We start from the raw sequence: 25406 nt of genomic DNA on the forward strand, positions 1-25406 counted from the left end.
TCAGGGGGTGCCGGGCCGCTGTCCTGTGCGTCGTGGCGGTTACTCGCCGCTCTGGCGACGCGGTTTGATGCCGGTGAGATCCAGATCCACGGGGAACGGGGCGCTGACCTTCATCCGCTCACGGAAGATCCCGGTGCCGGTGTACGCGCCGGTGCTGGGCTCCAGCTCGAAGGCGTGCACGGCGGCGAGGCCCTTCTCGTTCTCCACACGCCAGTAGTGGGGGGCCCGGGCGTACTTCAGCGGCTTGGTCTCGCGGTCCCGGGAGACGGACTCCGCCGAGACGACCTCGATGTCGCTGGGTCTTTCAGACTATCGGGCGGAAACGGGCAGGGTCTCCCGCGAACGTGTGAACGACGATCGTGTCCTTGACGCAGGCGTTCGGGGCGGCCTGTGGATAACTCCGGGGCTGTCGGTGCGGGCGCCTATGGTGGACGCAGTGGTCGAGGCGGGACGCACGGGGGACGGAACGATGGGCGCTACGGGCGGGACGGGTGTGATGACGGAACTGGACGCGGTGACCGGCAGCGGGACCGGTGCGGGCAGGGGCCCCGCCGGGCCCCTCGGTGCCGAGGCGAGCGAGGCGCTGGCCACGCTGCACCGGGTCTTCGGATACGAGGCCTTCCGCGGCGAGCAGGAAGCGGTCATCGAGCACGTGGTCGCGGGCGGCGACGCGGTCGTGCTCATGCCGACCGGCGCCGGCAAGTCCCTCTGCTATCAGGTCCCGTCCCTGGTCAGGCCCGGTACGGGTGTGGTCGTCTCCCCGCTCATCGCCTTGATGCAGGACCAGGTGAACGCGCTGCGGGCGCTGGGCGTGCGGGCCGGGTTCATGAACTCCACGCAGGACTTCGACGAGCGGCGGATGGTGGAGGCCGAGTTCCTCGCCGGCGAGCTGGACCTGGTCTACCTGGCGCCGGAGCGGCTGCGGCTGGAGAACACGCTCGACCTGCTCTCCCGTGGGAAGATCTCCGTCTTCGCGATCGACGAGGCGCACTGCGTCTCCCAGTGGGGCCACGACTTCCGGCCGGACTACCTGTCGCTGTCGCTGCTCGGCGAGCGCTGGCCGGACGTACCGCGGATCGCGCTCACGGCGACGGCCACGCACGCGACGCACCAGGAGATCACCGAGCGGCTGAACATGCCGTCGGCCCGGCACTTCGTGGCGAGCTTCGACCGGCCCAACATCCAGTACCGGATCGTGCCGAAGGCCGACCCGAAGAAGCAGTTGCTGAGCTTCCTGCGCGAGGAGCACGCGGGCGACGCGGGCATCGTCTACTGCCTTTCGCGCAACTCGGTCGAGAAGACCGCCGAGTTCCTCAGCCGCAACGGCATCGAGGCGGTGCCGTACCACGCGGGGCTGGACGCGGGTACGCGCGCGGCCCACCAGTCCCGCTTCCTGCGGGAGGACGGTCTGGTTGTGGTGGCGACCATCGCCTTCGGAATGGGCATCGACAAGCCGGACGTACGTTTCGTCGCCCACCTCGACCTGCCCAAGTCGGTCGAGGGCTACTACCAGGAGACGGGCCGGGCGGGGCGTGACGGGCTGCCGTCGACGGCCTGGATGGCCTACGGGCTGAACGACGTCATACAGCAGCGCAAGCTGATCCAGTCGGGCGAGGGCGACGAGGCGTTCCGGCGGCGGGCCCAGGCCCACCTGGACTCGATGCTGGCGCTGTGCGAGACGGCCCAGTGCCGCCGGGGCCAGCTCCTCGCCTACTTCGGCCAGGACCCGGACCAGCCTGCCTGCGGCAACTGCGATACCTGCCTGACCCCGCCGGAGACCTGGGACGGCACGGTCGCGGCGCAGAAGGTGCTCTCGACGGTGGTGCGGCTCCAGCGGGAGCGCGGGCAGAAGTTCGGCGCGGTGCAGATCGTCGACATCCTGCTGGGCAAGCGGACCGCCAAGGTGATCCAGTTCGACCACGACCAGCTGTCGGTGTTCGGCATCGGCGAGGAGCTGACCGAGGTCGAATGGCGCGGTGTGATCCGGCAGTTGCTGGCCCAGGGGCTGCTCGCGGTGGAGGGTGAGTACGGCACGCTGGTGCTGACCGAGGCCAGCGGCGAGGTGCTGCGGCGGGAGCGGGAAGTGCCGCTGCGGAAGGAGCCGAAGAAGCCGGTGACCTCCCGGTCGGGAGCGTCGGGGTCCTCGGGCTCCGGGCGGGGCGAGCGCAAGAGCAGGACGGCCGCCGCCGAGCTGCCCGAGGAACTGCTGCCGGCCTTCGAGGCACTGCGCGCCTGGCGGGCCGAGCAGGCTCGCGAGCAGGGCGTACCGGCGTACGTCATCTTCCACGACGCCACGCTGCGGGAGATCGCCACGGTGTGGCCGAGCTCCGTGGCCGAGCTCGGCGGGATCAGCGGGGTGGGGGAGAAGAAGCTCACGACGTACGGGGAAGGCGTGCTGGAGGTCCTCGCGTCGCTGGGTGGGCCCTCAGGCTCTGCTCCTGCGGGCGGCTCACCCTCGGCCCAGGCGTCCGGCCAGGCTCCGGCTCCCTCCGCCGCCGGTCAGGACGCGGGGGAGCCGGACCACTGGCCGGAGATGGACGCGGAGCCGGAGCCCGACGACTGGATATAGAGCCGGGCTCCGGCCAGTCACGGGGAGTGGCGAGCCGGGCCGGTCACAACGCCCGTGCCGCGTACGCCCTGACATCCGCGTCGGAGTCCGACGTCGCCGTCGCGAGGGCCGCGCGGGCCTCCTCGGTGGCGCGGTGCCGGGTCAGTGCCAGGACGGCGGCCTTGCGGACATCGGCGTTGGCGTCCGCGAGGGCCTTGGCGAGGGCGGGGACGGCCACCTCGGGGTCGATGACGGACAGGGCCGTGGCGGCTCCGGCCCGCACCTGCCAGGCCTGCTCGGACAGGGCGGCCACGGCGCGCTCGGTGAGGGACGCAGGGCAGCCGGTGGTGCCCAGTGCTCCGTAGGCCGCCGCGCGTACCAGGGCGTCGGGGTCGTCGAGCAGGGCGGTGAGGGCCGCGGCGATCAGGTCGGCGCCAGGGTCGGAGTTCGGCGGAAGGTCATCCGCAAGCCGCTCCGCACCCACGGTGGCCAGCCCCTTGGCGATCGTCACCCGGACCTCGCGAGACGGGTCGGTGACCGCCGCCCGGGCCAGTTCGCCGGCGGCGTCGACCGACACAAGCGCGCGCACGGCCTCGATACGGACGGCTGTGTCGGAGTCGGCCAGGGCGTCCGCGAACAGGTCGACGTCGCCGAGGCGCAGGGCACGCAGGACGTCCAGCGCGGCGGTGCGGACGACCGGGTCGGGCTCGGCCAGGGCGGCGGCGAGGCCGTCGCGCAGCTCGGGCTCCGGCGGGAGTGTCTCGACGAGCTCGCGCAGTGAGGCGGCCGCGGTGGCACGGACCTCGGCGGCGGTGTCGCGCAGGGCGGCGGCGAGGGCGGAGCCGGTTCCCGGCGGCAGCGTCTCGGTGAGCACGGCGACCGCCTCCCGCCGGACCGCGGGCACGGGGTCGCTCAGGTACGGCTGCAGGGCGGCGAGTTCGGGCTCCTCATCGGCGAGCGCGACGAGTTCGAGCAGGCGGGCGGAGGACTGCTCCGGGGCGGGAGCGGAGGGCTCGTACCGCTCATCCGCAGTTCGCCCCTGCTCGGAGTCGTCCGCTCCGGCCCCGGCCGCCACCGGCGCCACAACCCGCGACCCCGCCGTCGCCACGTCCTCGGCGTGGACCTCGCCGAGGGAACGGGACAGCCCGCCGACGGGCGTGAAGCCGTCGACCGGAACGAGATAGGGAGCCACGGGACGGGCCGTGAACTCCATCGCACCAGAGGGGGACTTGTGCAGATCGAGATGGTGGAACCAGGACGCGTCGTCGCGCGCGGGATGGTCGAGACGGTCGTGGTAGAGGCCCCAGCGGGACTCCGTCCGGGCCAGGGAGGACCGCGCGGCCATCTCCGCGCAGTCGCGGATGAAGGTCACCTCCGCGCAGCGCATCAGCTCGTGCGCGGTGCGGGCGCCCATCGCGGCGATGTCGGCGCGCATCCGCTCGAACGCCTCCAGGGCCAGCGACAGGCGGGCACCGGACTTCGGCGGAGCCACGTAGTCGTTCACGAAGCGGCGCAGCTTGTACTCGACCTGGGGCTGCGGCGGGCCGTCGGGGTTGCGCAGCGGACGGTAGATCAACTCGTGCGCCTCCCGGAGCTGCTCACCGGGCAACTCCCCTTCGTACGCCGAGTACTGGGACGCGTCCGCGCCGGCCAGGTCGCCGAAGACGAACGCGCCGATCATGTAGTTGTGCGGGACGCAGGCCAGGTCGCCGGCCGCGTACAGGCGGGGGACGGTCGTGCGGGCATGGTCGTCCACTCGGACGCCGGAAGCGGAGTGGCCGCCGCACAGGCCGATCTCGGAGATGTGCATCTCGACGTCGTGGGTGCGGTAGTCGTGGCCGCGGCCGGAGTGGAAGGTGCCGCGGGTCGGGCGTTCGGTCGAGTGGAGGATCGTCTCCAGGGCGGAGACGGACTCCTCGGGGAGATGGCTCAGCTTCAGGTAGACCGGACCCCGGTCGGACGCCACCTCCGCCGCGAACTCGGCCATCATCTGGCCGGACCAGTAGTCGGAGTCGACGAAGCGTTCACCGTGCCGGTTGACCTGGTAACCGCCGAAGGGGTTGGCGACATAGGCGCAGGCCGGGCCGTTGTAGTCCTTGATCAGCGGGTTGATCTGGAAGCACTCGATGCCGGTGAGCTCGGCGCCCGCGTGGTAGGCCATGGCGTAGCCGTCGCCCGCGTTGGTGGGGTTCTCGTAGGTGCCGTAGAGGTAGCCGGAGGCGGGCAGGCCGAGGCGGCCGCAGGCGCCCGTCGCGAGGATCACCGCACCGGCGCGGACCTGGACGAACCGCCCTGTGCGCGTGTTGAAGCCGGCCGCCCCCACGGCCCGGCCCCCGGACCTGAGCACGCGCACCGGCATCACCCGGTTCTCGATGCGGATCCTCTCCCGCATCTCGCGCCGCCGCAGTTGCCGGTAGAGGACCTTCTTGACGTCCTTGCCCTCCGGCATCGGCAGGACGTAGGAGCCGGAGCGGTGGACCTGGCGGACCGCGTAGTCACCGTGCTCGTCCTTCTCGAACTTCACGCCGTACGACTCGAGCCGCTGCACCATGGCGAAGCCGCGGGTGGCGGTCTGGCGGACGGTGGACTGGTCGACGATGCCGTCGTTGGCGCGGGTGATCTCGGCGACGTAGTCGTCGGGTTCGGCGCGGCCCGGGATGACCGCGTTGTTGACGCCGTCCATGCCCATGGCGAGCGCGCCGGAGTGGCGGACGTGGGCTTTCTCCAGGAGCAGCACGTTCGCGCCGTGCTCGGCGGCGGTCAGGGCCGCCATGGTGCCGGCGGTGCCGCCGCCGATGACGAGGACGTCGCAGGTCAGTTCCTCGGCGTCGGTGAGGGACGGGACGGCCAGGGGGGTGTCCGCAGGGCGGTTCACGGAGGTGGTCACCGGGGTGCCTTTCACGTACCGAGCGAGGTGAGGACGTCGCGCCGCAGGGCCAGGCGCGCAGGGTCGTCGTGCGCGCCCCGGTCGCGCGGGCGGGGCACGTCCCGTACGGCGACGAGGCCGCCCGCGCCGAGCAGGGCGACGCGGTCGCCGAGGAAGAGCGCCTCGTCCACGTCGTGGGTGACGAAGACGACGGTCGCGCCGGTGCCGTGCAGCACCTCGACCAGCAGTCCCTGCATGCCCGCGCGGGTCTGCGCGTCGAGCGCGCCGAACGGCTCGTCCATCAGGACGGCGCGGGGGCCTGCGGCCAGGGCGCGGGCCAGCTGGACGCGCTGGCGCTGGCCGCCGGAGACCCGGTGCGGCAACTGCCGTGCCTGCGTGCCGAGTCCGACCCGCTCCAGCCAGGCCTGGGCCTGTTCCCGGCGCTCGGCGCGGGGCACGCCGCGGATGGCGAGGGGGAGTTCGACGTTGGCGCGCAGGGTGCGCCAGGGGAGCAGGGCGTCCTCCTGGAAGACCAGGGCGCGGTCGGCCGAGGGACCGGTCAGCGGGCTCCCGTCCTGGGTGATCTCCCCGGCGAGCAGCGGCAGCAGGCCGGCCAGGGTGCGCAGGAGGGTCGACTTGCCGCAGCCGGAGGGGCCGACGACCGTGAGGATCTCGCCGGGGGCGATGTCCAGGTCGACGCCGTCCAGGGCGGGCGCGCCGGGGCGGCCGAGGGAGGCGCCGGACAGGGCGAGCCGGGTGCCGTGGACCGCGCCGCCCGCGGCGATGGCGTCGGGCGAGGTGCTCAGGACGGTCTCAGACGAGGTGCTCATCGCGTGCCTCCTCGGATGCGGGACCGCCGGGTACGGCGGCGGGGGCGGTCGGCGCGGGCTTCACGGACCGGGCGGGCCCGGGCGGCCGGGCGCCCGGGGCGTACGCGGTGCGGGGCAGCCAGCGGGTGAGGCGGCGGCCCAGCAGTTCCACGGCCGTGGAGGTGACCCAGCCGAGCACGCCGATGGTGACCATGCCGACGAACACCCCCGGGTAGTCGACGACGGTGTAGTCCTGCCAGGTCCGGTAGCCGACCCCGTACTGGCCGGAGATCATCTCGGCGGAGATCACACAGATCCACGACACGCCGATGCCGACGGACAGGCCGCCGAACACGCCGGGCAGCGCGCCCGGCAGGACGACGGAGCCGAGGATCCGCCATCGGCCGCCGCCCATGGTGCGCACCGCCTCCTCCCACATGGGGGTCAGGGCGCGCACCGCGTGCCGGGTGGAGACCAGGACCGGGAAGAAGGCGGCGGTGCAGGTGATGAAGACGATGCCCTGTTCGTTGGACGGGAAGAGCAGGATCGCGACGGGGACGAGCGCGATGGCCGGGACCGGGCGGATCACCTCCAGCACCGGGCCGAGCAGGTCCTCGGCGAGACGCGAGCGGGCCACGAGCACGCCCGTGGCCACGCCCAGGACGGCGGCCAGCAGGAATCCGGTGAGGATCCGGATGAGGCTGTCGGTGAGGTCCGTCCAGTAGTCCGGCCCGGACAGCCGGGCGGCGAAGGCCCGGGCCACCTCGGTGACCGTCGGGAACTGCGAGAAGCGCAGCCACAGGTCGACATTCAGGCTGGTCAGTGCCTGCCACAGGGCGAGGGCGGCGGCCAGCGAGATCACCCGGAGCACATACCGCTTCACGAGGCCCGCTCCAGAGCGTCGGCGTAGGAGACGACACGCGCCCCGCCGTGCCCGGCGACGTACGCCTGCGCGGTGTCGGGGGCGACGAAGGGCAGCAGTTTGCCGCCGTCGGCCACCCACACGGCCTTGTCGGCGAACCAGAGGGTGCCGGTGGTGGTGTCGGGGACGTAGGCGGCCCGGAGACCGTCGCGGTGCCCGGCGACGTAACGCAGCAGTTCGGAGGGGGATGTGAAGGTGACGGTCTTCGAGGCGCCCTTGGGCCAGGCCTCGCTCGCGGCCGGTGCCGGCTTCGTGGCGAGACGCTCGGCGTACGCCTTCGCTCCGAGGGCCTTCTTCACGTACTGGTCGTCGACGAAGGAGTCCACGTCCACGTCGCCGGTGAGTTTCGCCGACTTGAGGACCGAGACGTCCTGCTTCAGCGCGGAGACGAGCTGCGGCTTGATCGCCGGGTCGAAGGTGGCGATGCCGTGAGCGCCGTTGTAGAGGTAGACGACCTCGGCGGGCAGGCCGGTCGCCTTCGCGACCTTCTCGGCTGCGTCCACCGGGTGCTCGTTCAGGTAGTCGGTCGCCTCCGCCTGGGCCTTCAGGAACGCCTGCAGCACGGCCGGGCGTTCCTGCGCGAAGTCCTCGCGGGCGGTGACGCCGTGGAAGGTAGGCAGGTTCAGCCGGGCGCCGTCGTAGATCGCCTTCGCCTTGCCCTGGTAGGCGAGCAGGCCGGGCCAGGCGACGAACTGCGACAGCGCGTCCGTGCTGCCCGCCGCCAGGGCGGACGCGCCGACCGAAGGCTGCTGGTTGAGCTTCTCGATGCCGCTGTCCGGGTCGATGCCGGCACGCTGGAGAGCCCGTACGAGGGTGCCGTCGGCGGCCGAGCCGACGCTCGTGGAGACCTTCTGGCCCTTCAGGTCCTTCAGCGAGCCCAGCTTCGAACCGGGCGCGGTGACGATGGTGTTGAGGCCACCGCGCAGGTTGTAGCCGGTGACCGAGACCAGCCGGGTCGGGCTGTTCAGCTGCTTGCCGCGGGCGGCGTTGATGAGCAGCGGGAAGTCGCCCATCGAGCCGATGTCGATCTTCCCCGCGGTCATCTGGGCGGTGATGGGCGCGCCGGTGGCGTAGTCCTGCCAGTCCACCTTGTAGCGGACGCCGTCGTGCAGGGCGTTGAGCTGCTTCTCGAAGGAGCCGAGGGAGCGGAGGAGGGTGCCCGCCGTGACGGTGTTGATCGTCCGGGACTGGTAGCCGACGGTGACGGTGACCGTGGAGCCGCTGCCGGCCTCGGCGTCACCGCCGCAGGCGCTCAGCGGGAGCAGGAGGACGATCGCGGAGACGGCGACCGCTGTGCGTTTCAGGGAGGTTCGGGACATGGGAGTTCGGGCCTCTCACCGGAGCAGATAGGGCATGTTGACCGTGACGGCTCCGGTGGGGCAGCGGGCCGCGCACGGGCCGCAGTACCAGCACTCGTCGACATGCATGTAGGCCTTGCCGTTCCGCTCGTCGATGGCGAGGGAGTCCAGCGGGCACATGTCCACGCAGAGCGTGCAGCCGTCGATGCACTTCGACTCGTCGATGGTCACGGGCACGTCGGCCCGCTGGGGCGCCAAGGTCATGGCTGTCTCCAGGAATCTGCGCGAGCGGGTTGGTTACTGGGACCGGTGCAGCAGGCCGCTCATGGTGATGCGGTCGCCGCGGAAGCGGATGAACTCCAGGTCGACCGGCCGGCCGTCCGCGAGGTGGGTGAGGCGTTCCAGCATGAGGACGGCGGCGCCGCGCGGGGCCTCGAGCACGGTTGCCGAGTGGGGATCCGCGCTGACCGCTTCCAGGGTGATCTCGGCGTGGCCGAGGGCTTGTCCGGTGACGGCTTCCAGAAGGCGGAAGACGTCGGTGTTCTCCAGGTCGGCGCCGAGCAGTCCGGTGCCGATGTCGAGGGGGATGTAGGTGAGGTCGAGGGACAGGGGCAGGCCGTTGAGGCGGCGCAGGCGCTCGATGCAGAGGACGTCGGTGCCGGGCGCGAGGTGAAGACGTTCGGCGACCGGCGCGGGTGCCGGGGCGGGGCCCATCGTGCGGACCTCGTTGGTGACCCGGCCGTGTTCGCGGAGGGTCTCCGCGAGGCCCATCAGGCGGTCGAGGCCGTGGGGGTACTTGTGGGCCACGACCACGGTTCCGACGCCGGGCTGGCGCTCCACCAGGCCCTCGGCCCGCAGCAGGTCGAGAGCCTCGCGGACCGTGTTGCGGCTGGTGCCGTAGTCGGCGGCGAGGGTCGACTCGTGAGGGAGCGTGCCCTCGGGGAAGGCCCCGGCGAGCAACTGCCGGCGGAGCAGGTCGGCCAGTTGCCGGGCCCGGTCGGCGCGCAGCCGGCGCCGCGCGCGGTGGGCGGCGACGGTGGTCGCGGCTCCCTGTCCGGCGTGGTCTCGGATGCGGTCACTGGGCATGGCTCGGACCATACCTATCCGATAGGAAAAGTGGTGTTGCGGGAATGTTGCGCCATCGGGAGTGTGACCGGTTCGGTCGGTGAGCTGGGCTTTCGGCGGATCGGTGATGAGATCCGCCACCGACCGCCGGTCCGGTACGGCTGTGTCAGAGATCCGCCACCGACCGCCGGTCCGGTACGGCTGTGTCAGAGATCCGCCACCGGCAACCGGTGCCGTCCGGCTACGACAGGGCAGTCAGACCCGGCGCGAACACGATCAGCAGGGGCAGCAGCGGTACGAGTGCGGCCGTGGTGGTCGTCAGGGCCCGGTGCCGGCGGCCGAGCCGGGGCGGCGGTTCCAGGAGCCGGTCGACCCGCTCGCCCAGCAGGCGGTGGCTGGAGGCGCAGGACAGGACGCCGCGGTGCTGGTTGAGCTCGATCAGGGCCAGGGCCGTGGTCAGGTGGCCGCAGCGGCGGGACGCCGTGTCGTCGGCGGCCAGTTCGACCAGGCGGTGCGTCTGGTCGCAGAAGTGGGCGAACAGCGGGACGCGGGGGAAACCGGTGGCCAGGGCGGTGGACAGGTGCAGCAGCCAGTCGTGGCGGGCGCGGGCGTGGCCGCGCTCGTGGGTGAGGACGGCGTCGAGCTGGTGGTCCGTGAGGCGGTGCAGGGCGCCCGTGGTGACGATCAGCTGGGGCGGACTGCCGGGCATCCACCAGGCGTCGGGGTATTCGTCCTCCAGGACCAGGAGGGGGCCGCGGGCGGCGGGCAGTCCGGCGGGCAGGTCGGGGGCGCGTTCGCGGAGGTGGGCACGGGCCTGGGCGCGGCGCCGGCGCGCCTCGACGAGTTCACGCGCGAGCATCGCGGTCGTCCAGGCGGCACCGCAGGCCAGCAGCAGGGTGAGGGCGGCCGCCCCGGGCGGGGCGGTGGACAGGTCGTACGCCGCCGTCACCGCGGGCGGCGCCGGGGCGAAGAGCTGGGCGCGGACGGTGCCGAAGACGGCGGCGGCGCCCAGGGCGAGTGCCGTCACGCAGCACAGCAGGACGGTGGCGACCAGGCACTGCCACACCCACAGCGCGACCACCGGTTCCCGCTCGGGCCAGTCGGCCCGGGTCAGCGCACGGGGAACGGGTACGGCGGCCGTCACGGCGACAACGCTCAGCAGGAGCAGGCAGACAGTCATGGCCACGGGCTCCGGTCGGTCGGAAGAGGGGCGGCTACGGGTCGTGCGGGGGAGGGCGGCTGCCGAGCGCACCGGTGACGCGGCTGAAGTGCACACCGGCGAGCGCCCCGAACGTGCCGTGCACCGCGCGCGTGCGGGCACACCGCCCGATGCCCAGTATGACGGTGCCGGGCGGTGTGAGTCAGGAGCCGAGCGGCATCAGAAGCGCCGGGAGGGGCGACTGTCGGCCAGAACCGGGGCCCTATGGGGAGTCCGGAGCGCCGTCAGGCCGGCACCACCCGCCCCGTCACCTCGCCCAGCCCCACCCGCACACCGTCCGGCCCCGGCGCCCAGGCCGACAGGGTCACCACGTCGCCGTCCTCCAGGAACGTCCGCTTGCCGTCGGGGAGTTCGAGCGGGTCGCGGCCGTTCCAGGTCAGTTCGAGGAGGGAGCCGCGCTCACGGTCCGCCGGGCCGCTGACCGTGCCCGAGCCGTACAGGTCGCCGGTGCGCAGGGAGGCGCCGTTGACGGTCATGTGGGCCAGTTGCTGGGCGGCCGTCCAGTACATGGTGGAGAACGGCGGCTCGGAGACGACGTGGCCGTTCACGGCGACGGTGATCCGCAGGTCGTAGCCGCCGGGTTCCTCGCCGCTGTCGTCCAGGTAGGGCAGCAGCTCGTGAGTGCGGGCCGGCGGGGCCACCCGGGCCTCCTCCAGGGCGTCCAGCGGGGTGATCCATGCCGACACCGACGTGGCGAAGGACTTGCCGAGGAAGGGGCCGAGCGGGACGTACTCCCAGGCCTGGATGTCGCGCGCGGACCAGTCGTTGAGGAGGCAGAGACCGAAGACGTGCTCGCGGAAGTCGTCGAGAGACACCGGCTGGCCCATCCGGGACGGCACGCCGACCACGAAGCCGACCTCCGCCTCGATGTCCAGGCGGACGGACGGGCCGAAGACGGGGGCCGGGTCCGCGGGCGCCTTGCGCTGGCCGGAGGGGCGTACGACGTCCGTGCCCGAGACGACGACCGTGCCGGAGCGGCCGTGGTAGCCGATCGGCAGGTGCTTCCAGTTGGGGGTCAAGGAGTCCTCGGCGTCGGGGCGGAAGATCCGGCCGACGTTCCGGGCGTGGTTCTCGGAGGCGTAGAAGTCGACGTAGTCCGCGACCTCGAAGGGGAGGTGCAGTGTCACCGAGGACAGGGGGTGGAACATCGGTTCGACGGTCTCGCGGTGGGACGGCACGGACACCCAGGCCGTCAGCGCCCGGCGTACGTCCGACCAGGCGGTGCGGCCGGCGGCCAGCAGCGGGTTGAGGGTCGGCCGCGCGAGCAGGGAGGCGTACGGGGAGCCGAGGGCGTGGGCCGCCGCGCCGGCGTCCAGCACGTGGTCGCCGAGCCGGACGCCCACGGTCCGGTGGGAGGAACCGGGGAGGGAGAACACGCCGTACGGCAGGTTGTGCGGACCGAAGGGGTCGCCCTCGGGGACATCGAAGGGGGGCATCGGGTGCTGCCTCGCTTTCGGGTGTGCCATGTCGTCGCCACGTGTTCGTGGTCGTGCCACACGTTACGGGTGGCACACCGGTCCTGGGCAGTGTCCGAGGAGGCGGATACGGGCGAACGGGGCAGGTGGGCCGCGGTGGGACCGGACGGTGCGACTCCGGCGCGGCGGACGGGACGCCCCATTCGTACGTGCCGGAAGTTATCCACAGGACGCGACGCAATCTTGACGGAGCGGTGCGAACGGGGCGACTCTGGGCGGGTGCCGGAAGGCCTCGGGGAGGGGGCGTTCCGACGGCACACCAGGGGGGCGGATGGCCATTGGGGAGGCCGGTCCGGGCTCGGTACGGCATGGTTCGCAGCTCAAACGGCTGGAAGAGACCATGCGCGTGCGGCTCGGCCGGGAATGTGTGTATGTACCGTCATGCCGGTTGGGGCTCTACGTGGCGCTGCGCCACTGGTGCCCGCCCGGCGGGCGGGTGCTGATGTCGCCGGTCAACGACGACGTCATCTTCTTCGTCGTGCTCGCGGCCGGACTGCGCCCGGTGCAGGCGCCGTTGAACCCGCTCGACGCGTCCATCGACATCGATGCCGTGCCGGACGGGACGTGGAGATCGGTGTCGGCCGTGCTCACGACGAACCTGTACGGGAACCCGGATCCGGCGCCGCGCCTCAGGCAGAAGTGCGACGCGCTGGGGATCCCGCTGTTCGAGGACGCGGCGCACGCCATCGGCAGCCGGGTGGGGGACCGGCCGGTCGGGGCGTGGGGGGACGCCTCCGTATTCAGCCTGTCCAAGCATGTCGGGGCCAAGGCCGGAGGCATGCTCTCCCTCGCCGACCCGGGGCTGCGGGAGGCGGTGGAGAAGACCTGCGCGGGACTGCTCGCACCGCGCCGTCCGAGCTCCGAACTCGCCTACGCGATCCGGCCGTACGCGGAGGCGGCGGTGCGCGGGCTGCGGCTGCGGCGTGCCGCCTGGGCCGCGATCCGGCTGCTGGGACTGGCGGACCGCGAGGAGATCCGGATGCCGCTGCGCCCGGACGAACTCACGCGCGCCGCCCGCCGGGCGCCCGGGCTCGACGCCCACCATCCCTGGGTGCGCGTCGACATGCACGACTACCGCCAGGAGTCCGGCCGGCTGCGGCTGCGGCGCATCGGGCACAAACTCGACCGGCTGGACGACGTGCTGGACGCCTGCCGGGCGGGCACGGAGCTGCTGCTGTCCACGCCCTGGGCCAAGCCGCGTGACGCGTACGGCACCCAGCCGTTGTTCCGCGTCCCGCTGTTCGTGGCTGACCGGGACGCGGCGATCGCCGCGCTGGCACGGCAGGGGGTCGTCGTCGGCTACCTCTACGACCCGCCCCTGGACGACTACGCCGGCGCGGAGTTCACCGACCCCTCACCGGCCCCCGAGGCGGCCCGCTGGTTCGCGCGGCACGCGCTGCCCGTGGACCCGCTGCGGGCCCGGACGGTCGTCGAGGTGCTGGAGCGGTCCGGGGCACGGCCGGTCGAGGCGCCGGGTGAACCACCCCGCGGCGGGCCGGCATCGGGGAGGCTGGATCAGTCCCGTGGCTGAGATCCAGGTGCACGAGCCCGCCACCACGCGCGCCGACGGCGGGGGACCGAAACCCGCCGTCGACGAGCACACGCACGACTCGCTGTTCAAGAACGCGTACTTCCTCATGCTCAGCACCGGCGTGTCCGCCGTACTGGGCCTGGGGTTCTGGCTGGTGGCCGCCCGCTACTACTCCGAGGAGGCCGTCGGCCAGGGTTCCGCCGCCATCGCCGCGATGCGGCTGCTCGCCAGCATCACGGCGACGACGATGATCGGCGCCGTGGTCCGGTTCGTCCCGCGCGCGGGACGGGAGACCGGGCGTCTGGTGTGGGGCACGTACGCGGCCAGCTCGCTGATCGTGGCGCTCGCCGCCGCCGTCTTCCTGCTCACGCTCGACGCGTGGGGTGCGTCGTACGCCCCCCTGGGCACGCCCATGGCGGGCGCGGTGTTCGTCGCGGCGTGCGTGGCCTGGGCGCTGCTCACGCTCCAGGACGGGGTGCTCACCGGGCTGCGCAAGGCGGAGTGGGTGCCGGCCGGGAACGCGGTGTTCTCGGTCGGGAAGCTGGTCCTGCTGGCCGTCTTCGCCGGCACGCTGCCCGTCCTCGGCATCTTCGTCTCCTGGGCCGTCGCGATCGCCTTCTCCACGCTGCCGCTGGGCTGGCTGATCTTCCGTCGGCTCATCCCCCGCCAGGCCGAACTCGAGCGCGACAAGGAGCCCCCGAAATTCCGCGACATGGGCCGCTTCCTGGCCGGGGACTCGCTGGGCGCGCTGTTCAGCCTGGCGATGATCAACCTGCTGCCGGTGATGGTCGCCGTCCGCTTCAGCGCCGCGGAGAACGGCTACTTCTACGTGGCGTACACCGTCGGCGGCACGATGGAGTTCATGGCCATCAACATGGCCTCGTCCCTCACCGCGCACGCCTCCCACGACCCGCGACAGCTCGCCGACGGAGTCCGGGGCGCCCTGCGGCGCATGACGCTGCTGCTGGTCCCGGTCGTGCTGGTGCTGGTCCTCTTCGCCCCCTACATCCTCACGCCCTTCAGTCCGGACTACGCCGAGCACGGCTCGACCGTGCTGCGGCTGCTCGCCCTCGGCGCGCTGCCGCGGGTGGTGGTGGAGCTGTACATCGGCGTACTGCGCGTGCAGGGGCGCACGGGTGTGCTCGCCGCGCTCCAAGGCGCCATGTGCGTCCTGGTGCTGGGCAGCGCGGCCGTGCTGTTCACTCCGGCCGGGATCGCGGGCGCCGGCTGGGCGGTGCTGCTGAGCATGACGCTGATCGCCGTCGTCTCCACGGCCGGGCTGCGCGCGGCACTGCGGCGCAACGACAGCGCCCCCGCGGCCCGTACGCCCGCCGATCCCTCCTACGGCACCCGCTGGGCGAAACTGAACGCCACCGCCGGGTACGGCACGACCTGGGCCCGCCGGGCCGCGTACCAGCCCAAGGAGGGCGACGAGGACACGGTCACGTTGTTCATAGGGCGTCCCGGATACGAACGCGAGGCGCTCCAGGCGGACACGCTGGCGCTGATCGTACGGCCGCACCATCCGGACGGGCCGCATCGTCCGGATGCCGCGGAGAAGGGCACGAGCGCCGACGAGGCCCACGCCGTCGAGACGGTGGATGCGGGCGAGGACCGCGACGGCCTCGGGGAGCCGAGAGCACCCCAGCGCGAGGGACCCGCCGCCTACGAGGAGACCGACGGGTACGAGGGAACCGCCGGTGCCGAGGACGACACCCGGGAGCGGCGGCTGAGAGGTGCCCTCTGGAGCCTGCTCGGCGTCGCCACCGTCTTCTTCTGGGCGCCGTTGCGCGACCTGCCCTGGCTCGACGGTGCCACCGAAGCGGCACTGACGGGACGTCAGCTGCTGGAGGGCCTGCCGCTGCCGTCGCTCACCGCGGGAGGCCTGCTGCTCGTGGTGTTCGTCGCCGCCATCACGCTGTGCACCCGGCGCGACCCGTGGCTGCCCGGCACGGCGCTGTACGCCGCCCTGCTCGCCCTGTACGCCGCACCGGTCGCGCTCGGACGGGAACCGCGGCCGGTGGACGGGGCGTTGTATGTGAAGACGGCCGGCTTCCTCGCGGACGCGGTGGGGCTCGACGGGCCCGAGCCGCTGCTTCGCTGGGCGCCGCCGGTCTGCCAGCTGCTGTGCCTCGTACCGCTGTGGCTGCTGCTCGCGAGCGCGGGCGGACGGCTGCCGTGGCCGGGGCGCTGGGGGGTTCTGTATCTGGTCGCGGTCGGCGGCTGGGTGTGGCGTGAGGCGCTCGCACCGGTCGCGCCGCCCCTGCTCGCCGTACTTGCCGTTCTCGCCGTACTCGTCCTGCTCCTGCCGGTCCGCCGCCACGCCGAGTCGGCCACGGCCCTACCGCACCGCAGAAGGCCGAACGGCCGATCCAGCGACTGATCAAGCTCCAGAGCCGAACCGCCAGGGGGAACCACCGTGCGTCCGCCAGTAACTCCGAGGGAGAGATCCACGCCGGAACCCACACCCGCACGGGACGGCGAGAGCACCCCCGGCAGCAGCCCCGAAGCCTCCAGCCAGTCCTCCAGCCCCTCCTCCTCGGAGTCGTCGAGCCCCGCCCATGAGCCCGTGACGGACCTGTCCGACCTGCCCCCTGCCCGGTCCGGGCGGCGCGCTCCGGCCTGGCCCGGCGTTCCGCTGCTCCTCGCGCTCGCCCTGTGGGCGTACGCCGTGCGGCACACCGACGTCTCGCGGCTCGACGACTACGGGCTGGTCACCGCGCTGCACCCCACCTTCTGGGCCGGTCTGGCAGTGCTCACGACCGGGTTCTGGTTCACGGTCCGCGACCCGCGCCGGCCGGGCGCCTGGGCGGCGGCGTACGTCCTCGGGCTGCTGGTGATGGAGCGGGTGACGCAGGCCGTGGTCTACCCGACCCCGCTGTACGCCTGGGCGTGGAAGCACGAGGCGGTCATCGACCATCTGCTGACGGCGGGCGGTCTGCAAACGGCCGACCAGGTCGGCGACATGGCGGTGTACGACCAGTGGCCCGGCTTCTTCGCCGCGCAGGCCGCCCTGATGCGGCTGCTGGGCGTGGACTCGGCGGCGATGTTCATGGCCTGGTGGCCCCTGGTCTCCAGCCTGCTGCTGCTGATCCCGCTGCTGCTGATCTACCGCACCTTCACGGAGGACCGGCGGCTGATCTGGACGGCGGTCTGGCTCTTCTACGTCGCCAACTGGGTCGGGCAGGACTACTTCTCCCCCCAGTCCGTGGCCTACGCGCTGCACGTCGGCGTCCTGGCCGTGGTCCTGCGCCGCTTCGGCCGGTCCGCCGGGCAGCGCGGACGGCCCCGGCAGGCCGTGTGGACGGTGGTGCTCACCGTCATGATCACGGCGATCGTCATCTCCCACCAGCTCACGCCGGGCATGCTGGTCGTCTGCCTGCTCGCCCTGTGCCTCAGCCGCCGCTACCGCGACTGGGTCCCGGTGGTCACGACCGTCGTGATCTTCCTGGCCTGGTGTCTCACGGCCGCGCTGCCCTTCCTGTCCGCGGCGATGCCGGACATGATCCGCTCCGTCGGCGACGTCGGCGCCAACGTGGAGACGGGGTACGGCGCCACGCCCACCGGCACCGGAGCGATCGCGACCTCCTGGGCGGCCCGGCTGCTGTCCGGATCCGTCCTGCTGCTCGCGGCCCTCGGAGTCCTGCGCCAGCGGGTGCTGCGGCACCGGGCCCGGCCCCTGCTGCTGATCGCCGCTGCCCCGCTGCCGATGTTCGCGGCGAGCAGCTACGGCAGCGAGATGATCTTCCGGGTGCTGCTGTTCATGCTGCCCGGCGCCGCGTTCTTCGCCGCGGCCGCGCTGCTGCCCAAGGTCCGTACGCTGGCCGCCGACGCCGCGGCGAAGGAGGCCGCCGGCCGGCAGGCCGCGCCCGTGAAGGGCCGCGGCCGGGGGATCGGCACATGGGTGGGGCTGGCCGCACTGCTCGGCGGAACCCTGGCCTTCGTCCCGGCCTACTCGGGCAAGGACCGGATCAACTACTTCCCGCCGCAGGAAGTGGCCCTCGTACGGCAGCTCTTCGACCAGGCGCCCGACGGCTCGCTCGTCGTGGCCGCCAACCGCAACTACCCCCTCGCGTACGCCTCCTACTGGAGCGTCGACCACTACTGGTTCCTCGACGACGCCCGCAGCCACGTCGACCGGATCGTCAAGGATCCGGCCGCCACCCTCGCCAGTGACATGGCCGGGGTCGAGCGGCCGGCCCGGGCCTACTTCCTGCTCACCCAGGGACAGCTGGCCAACTCCGAGATGAACGGACAGCTCGACGAGGCGCAGCTGGACCGGATACAGAAGTCCGTCGCCGCCTCACCACGGTTCCAGCTCGTGGCGGAGAACGGCGCCGGATGGCTCTACGTACTGAAGCAGGGCGGGGGAGCGGAGCGATGACACCGCAGGAACTCGTGGTCCGGATGCTGCCGCCGTTCGGCGGCTGGCTCGCGCTAGCCGCGCTCGCGCTGCCCGGCGGATCGCCGCTGCGGGGCGCCGCCGTCGTCCTCTTCCTGGCAGCAGGCCCGGGCGCGGCCGTGGTCAGAGTCTGCGCCCCCGCGCTGGGGGCGCGGCCGGCCGAAGGGCCCGTCGAGCGCCGGGCCCCGGACTTCGCCCGCCACTCCGACCTGCTGGAGCGGCTGATGCTGGTGGTGTTCCTGAGCATCGGCGCCGTGATGCTCGTCGCGACCGTGCTGATCGCCACGCACACCTTCAGCGCGCAACGGCTGCTGCTGACGCTGACGCTGCTGACCACACTCGCCGCGTTCTGTCCGCCGCTGCGCGCCTCCCCGCCGCCGAGGACGACACCGAGGACACCGAAAGGTTCTGCTCCGTGAGGTTCAACCGTCCCCACCGTCCCTTTCGCCGCAAGCCGACCACGACCGGACAGCACCGCAGGAGGCCCCAGCCGCACGAGGAGCAGCCGTCCGCCGGCCCGTTCACATCGAGCCGGCGCCGTCTGCTGATCACGTCCGCCACGATCGTCAGCACGGTCCTGGTCGGCGTACTCGCCCTCCGGAACGCCTCCGGGCCGGACCCGGGAGCCGCCGGTTCCAAGGCGGACTGCCGCCCCACGGCGCTCCTGGAGCCGCCCTGCGGCGCCTGGTTCGGGGCGTTCGTGCCGCACGAGAGGAACGACCTGCCGGAGAAGGTCCGCGCCTACGAGAAGCGCGTCGGCCGGGAGCTCGACATCGTGTACACGTACCACGACATGTCCCTGCCCGAGGGCACCCGCCGGGAGGGCCAGCTGCTCACCCCGGAGGAACAGCGCGTCGGCGAGGACCACCTGCTGCTGCTGTCCTGGGAGAGCAAGTGGTGGGGCGGCACGAAGAAGCAGCAGCCGACCTGGAAGCAGATCGCCTCCGGCGAGCTGGACAGAACCGTCATCGACGTCCAGGCCGAGCGCATCAAGGACTACGGCAAGAAGGTGTTCCTCTCCTTCGACCTGGAGATGGACACCCGCACCCCGGACAACGGCACCCCCGCCGAGTACGTGAAGGCGTACCGGCACATCCACGACCGGTTCCGCGAACTGGGCGTCGACAACGTGGTGTGGACGTGGATCACCACCGGCTACCTCGAGAACGCCGACGAGATGAAGGCCATGTATCCCGGCGACCAGTACGTCGACTGGGTCGGCTACAACCAGTACAACTACTACCGCTGCCACAAGACCGGCTGGCTCAGCTTCGCGCAGACGCAGCACGCCGCGCACGAGTGGATCCGTAAGAACATCTCCGACGACAAGCCGCTGATGCTCTCGGAGTTCGGCACCGCCGCGGACTCGGCCCGCCCGCAGCGGCAGGCCGAGTGGTACGCGCAGGTGCCCGGGGTGCTGAAGGGCCTGGAGGGCGTCAAGGCCGCCCTCCAGTGGAACTACCGCGACCCCGGACCGCACTGCAACCTGGCCCTGGCGAACGACGCGGCCTGGGACAGCCTGCGCAAGGCCGTCGCCGACCCCTACTTCAACCAGCCGCTCACGTAGCTCAGGCAGGGATCAGCCCGCGAACTCGGGCCCGCGCACCACCGCGCGGGCCCGCCGGTACCAGCGCCACCCGATCGTCTTCGGCCCGTCCCGGTACGGCGCGACCCGGGCGCCCGCACCCGCCAGCCAGCCCTCGACGTCGGCGACGGTGTGGGTGCGCCGGACGATGAGCCGGGCGATGCGGTAGCGCTCGTCACGGTCGGAGCTGAGCGCGTGCCGCACGGCGGTCGCCGTCTCGTAGCCGGCCCGGGCCGACATCGCCCGCACGCGCGGGCTGTTGTAGCCGTGCGGATAGGCGAGATGGCGGACCTCGTGCCCGAGGGCGTCCTCCAGCACGGCCTTCGACGAGCGCAGTTCGTACGCCAGCTCCTTGCCGGAAAGGGTGTCGAGCTGTGCGTGCGTGACCGTGTGGCTGCCGATCTCCATGCCGTAACGTTCCAGCTCCGCCGCCCGGTCCAGGGTCATCATCGGCGCGGGCGGCAGCAGACTGCGGCCGCCCGGGGCGATGGCGCCGGTGGTGAGATAGGCGGTGGCGGGCAGCGCACGCTCGGCCAGCGCCTCGGCGGTGGGGCCGGGCAGATCGGCGAAGCCGTCGTCGAAGGTGAGCAGCACGGGCCGGGGCGGCAGGGGTGCGCGCCCGGCCAGGTGGTCGGCGATCGTGCTGATCGTGACGGGCGTACGGCCGCTGCGGACCACGGCGTCGAGATGCGCGGCGAACTGCTTCGGCGTGACCGTGAACTCGGCGATCCAGTCGGGCGGGTCGTCCATCACGGAGTGGTACAGGAAGACCGGGATGGCCGGGGAACCGGCCGCACCCGGTGGCGATATCGGCCCCTCACCGTCCTGCGCACCCCGCTCCGCCCGGCCTCTGCCGTCCCCTTGCCCCTCCCCGTGCGTGCGTGCAGACGTCCTCATCTCGCCCCCTCAACACGCGCGCGCAGCGCCCGCCGCGCGCGCAGATAGCCGACAGGCCCGTACACCATCCCCCTGCGCTGCAACCGCGACAGCCGCCGCGGCCACGGATGCGTCCGCACGTCGTGGTCGCCCGGCGCCCCGCCGCCCTGCGTCTCGCGTACGGCGGTCAGCGCGCGGGCGTGGGCGAGGCCCCGGGGCAGCCGCGCGAGGAACGCCGGCAGCAGCGCCGGGCGGTTCACGAGCACTGCGGTGAGATAGGCGGTGAGTCCGGCGCCGTAGCCGTACGCCTGCGTCTCCAGGTCCCGCCAGGTCTCCCGGTGGTGGTGCCAGACCAGGGCGTGCGGGGTGTAGCGCAGGCGGTGGCCCTGGGCGAGGACGCGGACGAAGCCGTAGAGGTCGTCGCCGCCCCGGGCGGCCGTCCCGGCACCGGTGGCCGGGTCAAAACCGCCGACCTCACGCAGCACGGCCGTACGGAACGCCATGTTGGCGCCCGAGCCGAACCGCCCCGCCGTGAACGGGAACAGCGGCTCGTCGCCCGGGGGACGCGCCGGGTCGTACGTCCTTGGAGTGAAGCCTTTCGCGAAGCCGCCGTGGCTCTCCAGCAGCACCTGGGCCGGGGTGGTCAGCCGCGCGGGCAGGATCAGCCCGGTGCTGCACCCCAGTGCGGGGTCGGCGGCGAAGGGCGCGGTCAGCTCGGTCAGCCAGCGCGGATCGGCGACCACGTCGTCGTCCGTGAAGGCGACCACCTCGCCCCGCGCGGCCGCGAGCCCCGTGTTGTGCGCGACCGCGAGGCCGGGCACCGGCTCGCGGACGTACCGCACGCGCTCGGCGTACTTCCGCTCGACCAGCTCCCGCGTCTCGCTCGTCACGGGAGCGTTGTCCACGACCACGATCTCGAACCGCGGATGGTCCTGCGCCAGCAGCGAGTCCAGCGCCCGGGCCAGCTGCCCGGCACGCTCCCGGGTCGCGATGACGGCACTCGTGTACGGCGGCTCCCCGGACTCGCCGGCTTCCCCGGGGTCACCGGCTGCCCCGGGTCCACGAGCGGGCGCGGGCGCCGGCGCACACTCCACCCGCGCCCGCGCCGCGAGCACGGACTTCGCGTCCGCCCCCTCCGGCACTCGCGCGAGCAACGTCCCCACGGGCCGCCCACCCCGCCTGACCAGCACGAACACCTCGCCGTGCGTCACCGGTGGACTCCCCGGGCCCGGTCTGAGCACCGCCTCGTCGCCGTCGAGGTCCAGCTCGGCGACCTGCACCGCCCCGATGTCCAGGAACCGCCGTATCTCCTCCTGCACACGTGCCGAACGCGCCATGCGCCCACCCCCTCGTCGTCAGGTACGGCGCAGCCGAGCCGCGCCCTTCAGGGTCCGCGCGGCCAGCGACGCGAGCCGTGGCCTGCCGCGGACGAAACCGTGCACGCGGCGTGCCGGCTCGCGGCTCAGCCAGTGCAGCGCCGCGCCCGCCCCCGGACGCGTCACCGCGCCCTCGTACACGGGCAGTTCGCCCGTCTTCAGCGCGTCCTTGTACTCGGCCGGGCCCCGCCCCAGATCGAGCATGCCGATGCCCTCGGCGGCCGCCGCCTCGGCCATGCGCAGGTGCAGCACCAGACCCGGGGAGTACTTCGCGAACTCCGGGTCGTAGGCCGGGAACCAGCAGGCCAGGACCGAGGCCGAGCGCAGCCCGAAGTGCGCGGCCAGCGGCCGGTCCCCGGCGTACAGCACGGACAGCGTGCCGCTGCACTCCGGCGCCCGGGTCCGGGCCAGCCGCCCCACGAGCCGGGTGATCCACTCCCGGGCGAACCGGTCCCGGCGGCCCGTCCTGCGGTACTGCGCCGACTTCCACTCCATGAGCGTGCGCAGCGCGGCCGGCTCGCGCTCGTCGAAGACGAACCGCAGGTCGCCGACCTGCCGGCCCAGCCTGCGCTCCTTGGCCAGGGTCGTCTTCAGGAACTTCGGCGACTGGGCGCGCAGCACCGACTCGTACGTCTCGTAGCCCTTCTCCACGTCGATGACGTAGGTGGCGTGCTCCTCGGCCGCGTACCGGACGAACAGCCGCTGTTCGGCCTCCAGGTTGTCGAAGGCGAAGCTCGACAGCGCGCAGCCCCGCAGCAGTTGACCCGTGTCCAGGTCCAGCCCGGGCCGCAGGATCGCGCCCTGCGCGTCCGAGACCCCGAGTCCGATCGCCCGCCCCTGCCCCAACGGGCCCCGCTCATGGGGCAGGAAGCCGGCCGGCTCCAGCCCCTCGTACACCACCGCGACCCGCGCCCGCGGCCTCACCAAACCGACGGCTTCGGTGAACTCCGGTTCCATGAAGGGGTTGCGCGGCGCTTCCGACGCAGCGCGCAGCGCGCGCCAGCGCTCCCTCTCCCCCTCGCCGAGCTCCCCGGGCCGAGCCACACGTATGCGCCCACTGCTCAACCTGACCCCCCGATCAAGTCCCCCCTGGACACTTGGAAGGTACCGCCCGAGACGGCCCTGACGGTAGGTAGCGGACCATGTTGTTGCCAACTGGTGCAGAGGCCTTCAACCGGGCAATCGGTGTCCGACGCGCGATGAAACGAAGGGGCGCGCTGTCCGTATTCTCTGATCATGGCCGCACCCATCGCATATTCACTCATCGCCACCGACCTGGACGGGACGCTGCTGCGCGGCGACGACACCCTGTCCGACCGGTCCCTCGCCGCGCTCGCGCGGGTGGCGGACGCCGGTGCCCAGCACCTTGTGGTGACGGGCCGGCCGGCGCCGAGAGTGCGGCCGCTCCTGGACGACCTCGGCTGTACGGGGCTCGCGGTGTGCGGGCAGGGCGCGCAGGTGTACGACGCCGGCGCGGACCGGCTGCTGTGGTCCATCACCCTGGACCGGGAACTGGCCGAGACCGCCCTCGGCAAGATCGAGGCCGAGGTGGGGCAGGTGTACGCCGCGGTCGACCAGGACGGGGTCGACGGGCTCACGCTCATCGAGCCGGGCTATCTGATGCCGCACCCGACCCTGCCCGCGGTACGGGTCGACCGGCGCGACGAGCTGTGGGGCGAGCCCATCAGCAAGGTGCTGCTGCGCCACCCCTACCTGACCGACGACGAGTTGGCGGCGACGGCCCGCTCGGTGGTCGGTTCACTCGCGACGGTGACGATGTCGGGGCCCGGCACGGTCGAGCTCCAGCCGTGCGGCGTCACCAAGGCGACGGGCCTGGCGCTGGCGGCCGAGCACCTGGGGCTGCGCCCGGCGGACACCGTGGCCTTCGGCGACATGCCCAACGACATCCCGATGTTCGACTGGGCCGCCCACGGCGTCGCCATGGCCAACGCCCATCCCGAACTCAAGGCCGTGGCCGACGAGGTCACCCTGTCGAACGAGGACGACGGCATCGCCGTCGTCCTCGAACGACTGCTGGGCGGGACGGCTCGGACGGCTCAGTACGGGCCGTTGACGTTGTCGATCGAGCCGTAGCGGTCGGCCGCGTAGTTGCAGGCCGCGGTGATGTTGGCGACCGGGTCGTACGGGTCCCACGACGTGCCGTCCACGTGGTAGGCCTGGAAGGTCGGGTCGATGGTCTGGAGCAGGCCCTTGGACGGGGTGCCCTTGGCGGCGTTCGAGTCCCAGTTGTTGATCGCCTGGGGGTTGCCCGACGACTCGCGCATGACGTTGCGGTAGATGCCGTCGTACGAACCCGGGATCCCCTTCTGCGCCATGATGTCCAGCGCCTCGCGGATCCAGCCGTCCAGGTTGTCGGCGTAGGTCTTCGCGGAGGCCTGGGTGGCCTGGGCGATGCCACCGGCGGGCTTGGCGGGTGCGGAGGACTTGGTCGCCGTCTTCTTCGCGGCGTCCGTCTTGGCCGTCTTCACCTTCAGCTTCAGACCCGGGCGGATCAGCTTCGGGTCGTCGCCGACGGCGGCGCGGTTGTCCTTGTAGAGCTGCTTCCAGCCGCCCGACACGTCGTACTTGTCCGCGATGCGGTAGAGCGAGTCGCCCTTGGCCACGGTGTACGTGAGGGACTTGGCGGGCTGGGCCGCCTGCGGCACGGACTGTGCGGCGGCGGGTGCGCTCTGGCTCGGCTGGGCGGCGCTGGCCTGCGTCGCGCCGAGCAGCGGGAGGGTGAGTGCCGCTCCGCCGGTGCCGGCGGCCACGACACGGCGGGTGAGCTGGTTGCTTCTGGGGCGACGGTGCTTGCCTCGGGGCATGGCGATATTCCTCTCCGACGCCTGCGAGGTGAGCTGTCGGGTTCGGGCCGGGAGGTGCCCGGCCGCCCACGGTGCTGTATGCCGTGGGCGGCTTCACCCCGAGCCGTTCCGCTGAGCGGACCGGCGACTTACCTGGGTCCCCCGCTCCTGCCATGCGTGAGTGAGTGGGTTCGTGTGGGGAGTCCGGGCGGTGGCAGGATTCGGCGTCCGCCGGACAGGCCCGGAACGTATGCGAGAGCACATGCCGGGAACAAGCACCTGAGTCACACAGCGCGCCGGTCGACCTTGATCGGGGGTATATGAACCGCTTGATCCTTTGCGGGAGCCAAGGCTCAACTGCTGTTCGGCGGAAGGAGGTACGGGCTGGTGCCGGAGTGGGGCGTCACAGGGGATAACGTGATTCAACTCACTGATCACAAGTCCATGGGGCAAAACGTGCCAAGGGGAATTTGCTTAGTCAAACCGGCAAATCGCACATAGCCCACTACTTCCTGGAAAGTAGATAAATGTCTGCTCTTATGAGCTGATCGAAAATATTGCGGTCGTGATCGGATACCGCCCGGCCTGTAACCATGGGCGCTGGCGGTGATCGAAACGTGACCGGATACG

Annotated in this window: 19 protein-coding genes, 1 pseudogene and 1 riboswitch; of the genes and pseudogenes, 7 read left to right on the top strand and 13 right to left on the bottom strand. The window is 72.3% G+C overall.

Going from position 1 to position 25406, the window contains the following annotated elements:
- Positions 1–39 precede the first annotated feature (39 nt).
- Positions 40–291 (bottom strand): annotated as a pseudogene (locus CP976_RS25540) (Uma2 family endonuclease); the annotation flags it as partial.
- 178 nt (positions 292–469) lie between these two features.
- On the opposite strand from CP976_RS25540, the gene recQ reads away from it, so the two are divergent.
- Positions 470–2569 (top strand): DNA helicase RecQ, encoded by a 2100-nt coding sequence (recQ, locus tag CP976_RS25545; protein WP_190147006.1) that lies wholly within the window; start codon positions 470–472, stop codon positions 2567–2569.
- 43 nt (positions 2570–2612) lie between these two features.
- Here recQ and CP976_RS25550 read toward each other — a convergent pair whose 3' ends face one another.
- The 8 genes from CP976_RS25550 to fahA all read right to left on the bottom strand — a co-directional run bounded on the left by CP976_RS25550 (position 2613) and on the right by fahA (position 12163).
- Entirely contained in the window at positions 2613–5435 is a 2823-nt protein-coding gene (locus tag CP976_RS25550) for a fumarate reductase/succinate dehydrogenase flavoprotein subunit (RefSeq protein WP_229876227.1), read from the bottom strand.
- 11 nt (positions 5436–5446) lie between these two features.
- Positions 5447–6244, bottom strand: a complete 798-nt coding sequence (locus tag CP976_RS25555) for an ABC transporter ATP-binding protein (RefSeq protein ID WP_190147003.1) — start codon at positions 6242–6244, stop codon at positions 5447–5449.
- Entirely contained in the window at positions 6228–7106 is an 879-nt protein-coding gene (locus CP976_RS25560; protein WP_150482464.1) for an ABC transporter permease, read from the bottom strand. The genes CP976_RS25555 and CP976_RS25560 overlap by 17 nt, the downstream gene beginning before the upstream one ends.
- On the bottom strand, positions 7103–8449 hold the full coding sequence (locus tag CP976_RS25565) for an ABC transporter substrate-binding protein (protein WP_150485504.1): 1347 nt from the start codon (positions 8447–8449) through the stop codon (positions 7103–7105). Before CP976_RS25565 ends, CP976_RS25560 begins: the two co-directional genes overlap by 4 nt.
- Positions 8450–8479: 30 nt before the next feature.
- Positions 8480–8707: a 4Fe-4S dicluster domain-containing protein gene (locus CP976_RS25570; protein ID WP_037669921.1), complete on the bottom strand. Its 228-nt coding sequence runs from the start codon at positions 8705–8707 to the stop codon at positions 8480–8482.
- A 33-nt stretch (positions 8708–8740) separates the two neighbouring features.
- Positions 8741–9529, bottom strand: coding sequence for a GntR family transcriptional regulator (locus CP976_RS25575; protein ID WP_190147004.1), 789 nt, complete (start codon positions 9527–9529; stop codon positions 8741–8743).
- 220 nt (positions 9530–9749) lie between these two features.
- The gene (locus CP976_RS25580; protein ID WP_150482466.1) at positions 9750–10688 is read right to left on the bottom strand and encodes a M56 family metallopeptidase; all 939 of its coding nucleotides are present in this window, start codon (positions 10686–10688) and stop codon (positions 9750–9752) included.
- A 263-nt stretch (positions 10689–10951) separates the two neighbouring features.
- On the bottom strand, positions 10952–12163 hold the full coding sequence (gene fahA, locus CP976_RS25585) for a fumarylacetoacetase (protein WP_150482467.1): 1212 nt from the start codon (positions 12161–12163) through the stop codon (positions 10952–10954).
- A 310-nt stretch (positions 12164–12473) separates the two neighbouring features.
- Here fahA and CP976_RS25590 point away from each other — a divergent pair, with 310 nt between their 5' ends.
- The 5 genes from CP976_RS25590 (at position 12474) to CP976_RS25610 (ending at position 19702) form a co-directional block, all read left to right on the top strand.
- Entirely contained in the window at positions 12474–13733 is a 1260-nt protein-coding gene (locus CP976_RS25590) for a DegT/DnrJ/EryC1/StrS family aminotransferase (protein ID WP_150482468.1), read from the top strand.
- Positions 13726–16116, top strand: a complete 2391-nt coding sequence (locus tag CP976_RS25595; RefSeq protein ID WP_150482469.1) for a lipopolysaccharide biosynthesis protein — start codon at positions 13726–13728, stop codon at positions 16114–16116. The genes CP976_RS25590 and CP976_RS25595 overlap by 8 nt, the downstream gene beginning before the upstream one ends.
- Before the next feature lie 186 nt (positions 16117–16302).
- The gene (locus CP976_RS25600; RefSeq protein ID WP_150482470.1) at positions 16303–18117 is read left to right on the top strand and encodes a glycosyltransferase; all 1815 of its coding nucleotides are present in this window, start codon (positions 16303–16305) and stop codon (positions 18115–18117) included.
- On the top strand, positions 18114–18554 hold the full coding sequence (locus CP976_RS25605; protein WP_150482471.1) for a hypothetical protein: 441 nt from the start codon (positions 18114–18116) through the stop codon (positions 18552–18554). Before CP976_RS25600 ends, CP976_RS25605 begins: the two co-directional genes overlap by 4 nt.
- The gene (locus CP976_RS25610) at positions 18551–19702 is read left to right on the top strand and encodes a glycosyl hydrolase (RefSeq protein WP_229876230.1); all 1152 of its coding nucleotides are present in this window, start codon (positions 18551–18553) and stop codon (positions 19700–19702) included. Before CP976_RS25605 ends, CP976_RS25610 begins: the two co-directional genes overlap by 4 nt.
- Before the next feature lie 12 nt (positions 19703–19714).
- Here CP976_RS25610 and CP976_RS25615 read toward each other — a convergent pair whose 3' ends face one another.
- The 3 genes from CP976_RS25615 to CP976_RS25625 all read right to left on the bottom strand — a co-directional run bounded on the left by CP976_RS25615 (position 19715) and on the right by CP976_RS25625 (position 23016).
- On the bottom strand, positions 19715–20470 hold the full coding sequence (locus tag CP976_RS25615; RefSeq protein ID WP_150482472.1) for a polysaccharide deacetylase family protein: 756 nt from the start codon (positions 20468–20470) through the stop codon (positions 19715–19717).
- 143 nt (positions 20471–20613) lie between these two features.
- Positions 20614–21933 (bottom strand): glycosyltransferase, encoded by a 1320-nt coding sequence (locus CP976_RS25620; RefSeq protein WP_150482473.1) that lies wholly within the window; start codon positions 21931–21933, stop codon positions 20614–20616.
- Between the two features lie 18 nt (positions 21934–21951).
- Positions 21952–23016: a GNAT family N-acetyltransferase gene (locus CP976_RS25625; RefSeq protein ID WP_229876232.1), complete on the bottom strand. Its 1065-nt coding sequence runs from the start codon at positions 23014–23016 to the stop codon at positions 21952–21954.
- Between the two features lie 192 nt (positions 23017–23208).
- On the opposite strand from CP976_RS25625, the gene CP976_RS25630 reads away from it, so the two are divergent.
- Entirely contained in the window at positions 23209–24066 is an 858-nt protein-coding gene (locus tag CP976_RS25630; RefSeq protein WP_086847197.1) for a Cof-type HAD-IIB family hydrolase, read from the top strand.
- Here the strand turns inward: CP976_RS25630 and CP976_RS25635 are convergent.
- Positions 24030–24797, bottom strand: coding sequence for a transglycosylase SLT domain-containing protein (locus CP976_RS25635; protein WP_150482475.1), 768 nt, complete (start codon positions 24795–24797; stop codon positions 24030–24032). The genes CP976_RS25630 and CP976_RS25635 overlap by 37 nt on opposite strands.
- 3 nt (positions 24798–24800) lie before the next feature.
- Positions 24801–24974: riboswitch (cyclic di-AMP (ydaO/yuaA leader) on the bottom strand.
- Between the last annotated feature and the right edge of the window lie 432 nt (positions 24975–25406).

This window comes from Streptomyces coeruleorubidus (assembly GCF_008705135.1).
GTDB classification, from domain to species: Bacteria; Actinomycetota; Actinomycetes; order Streptomycetales; family Streptomycetaceae; genus Streptomyces; species Streptomyces coeruleofuscus.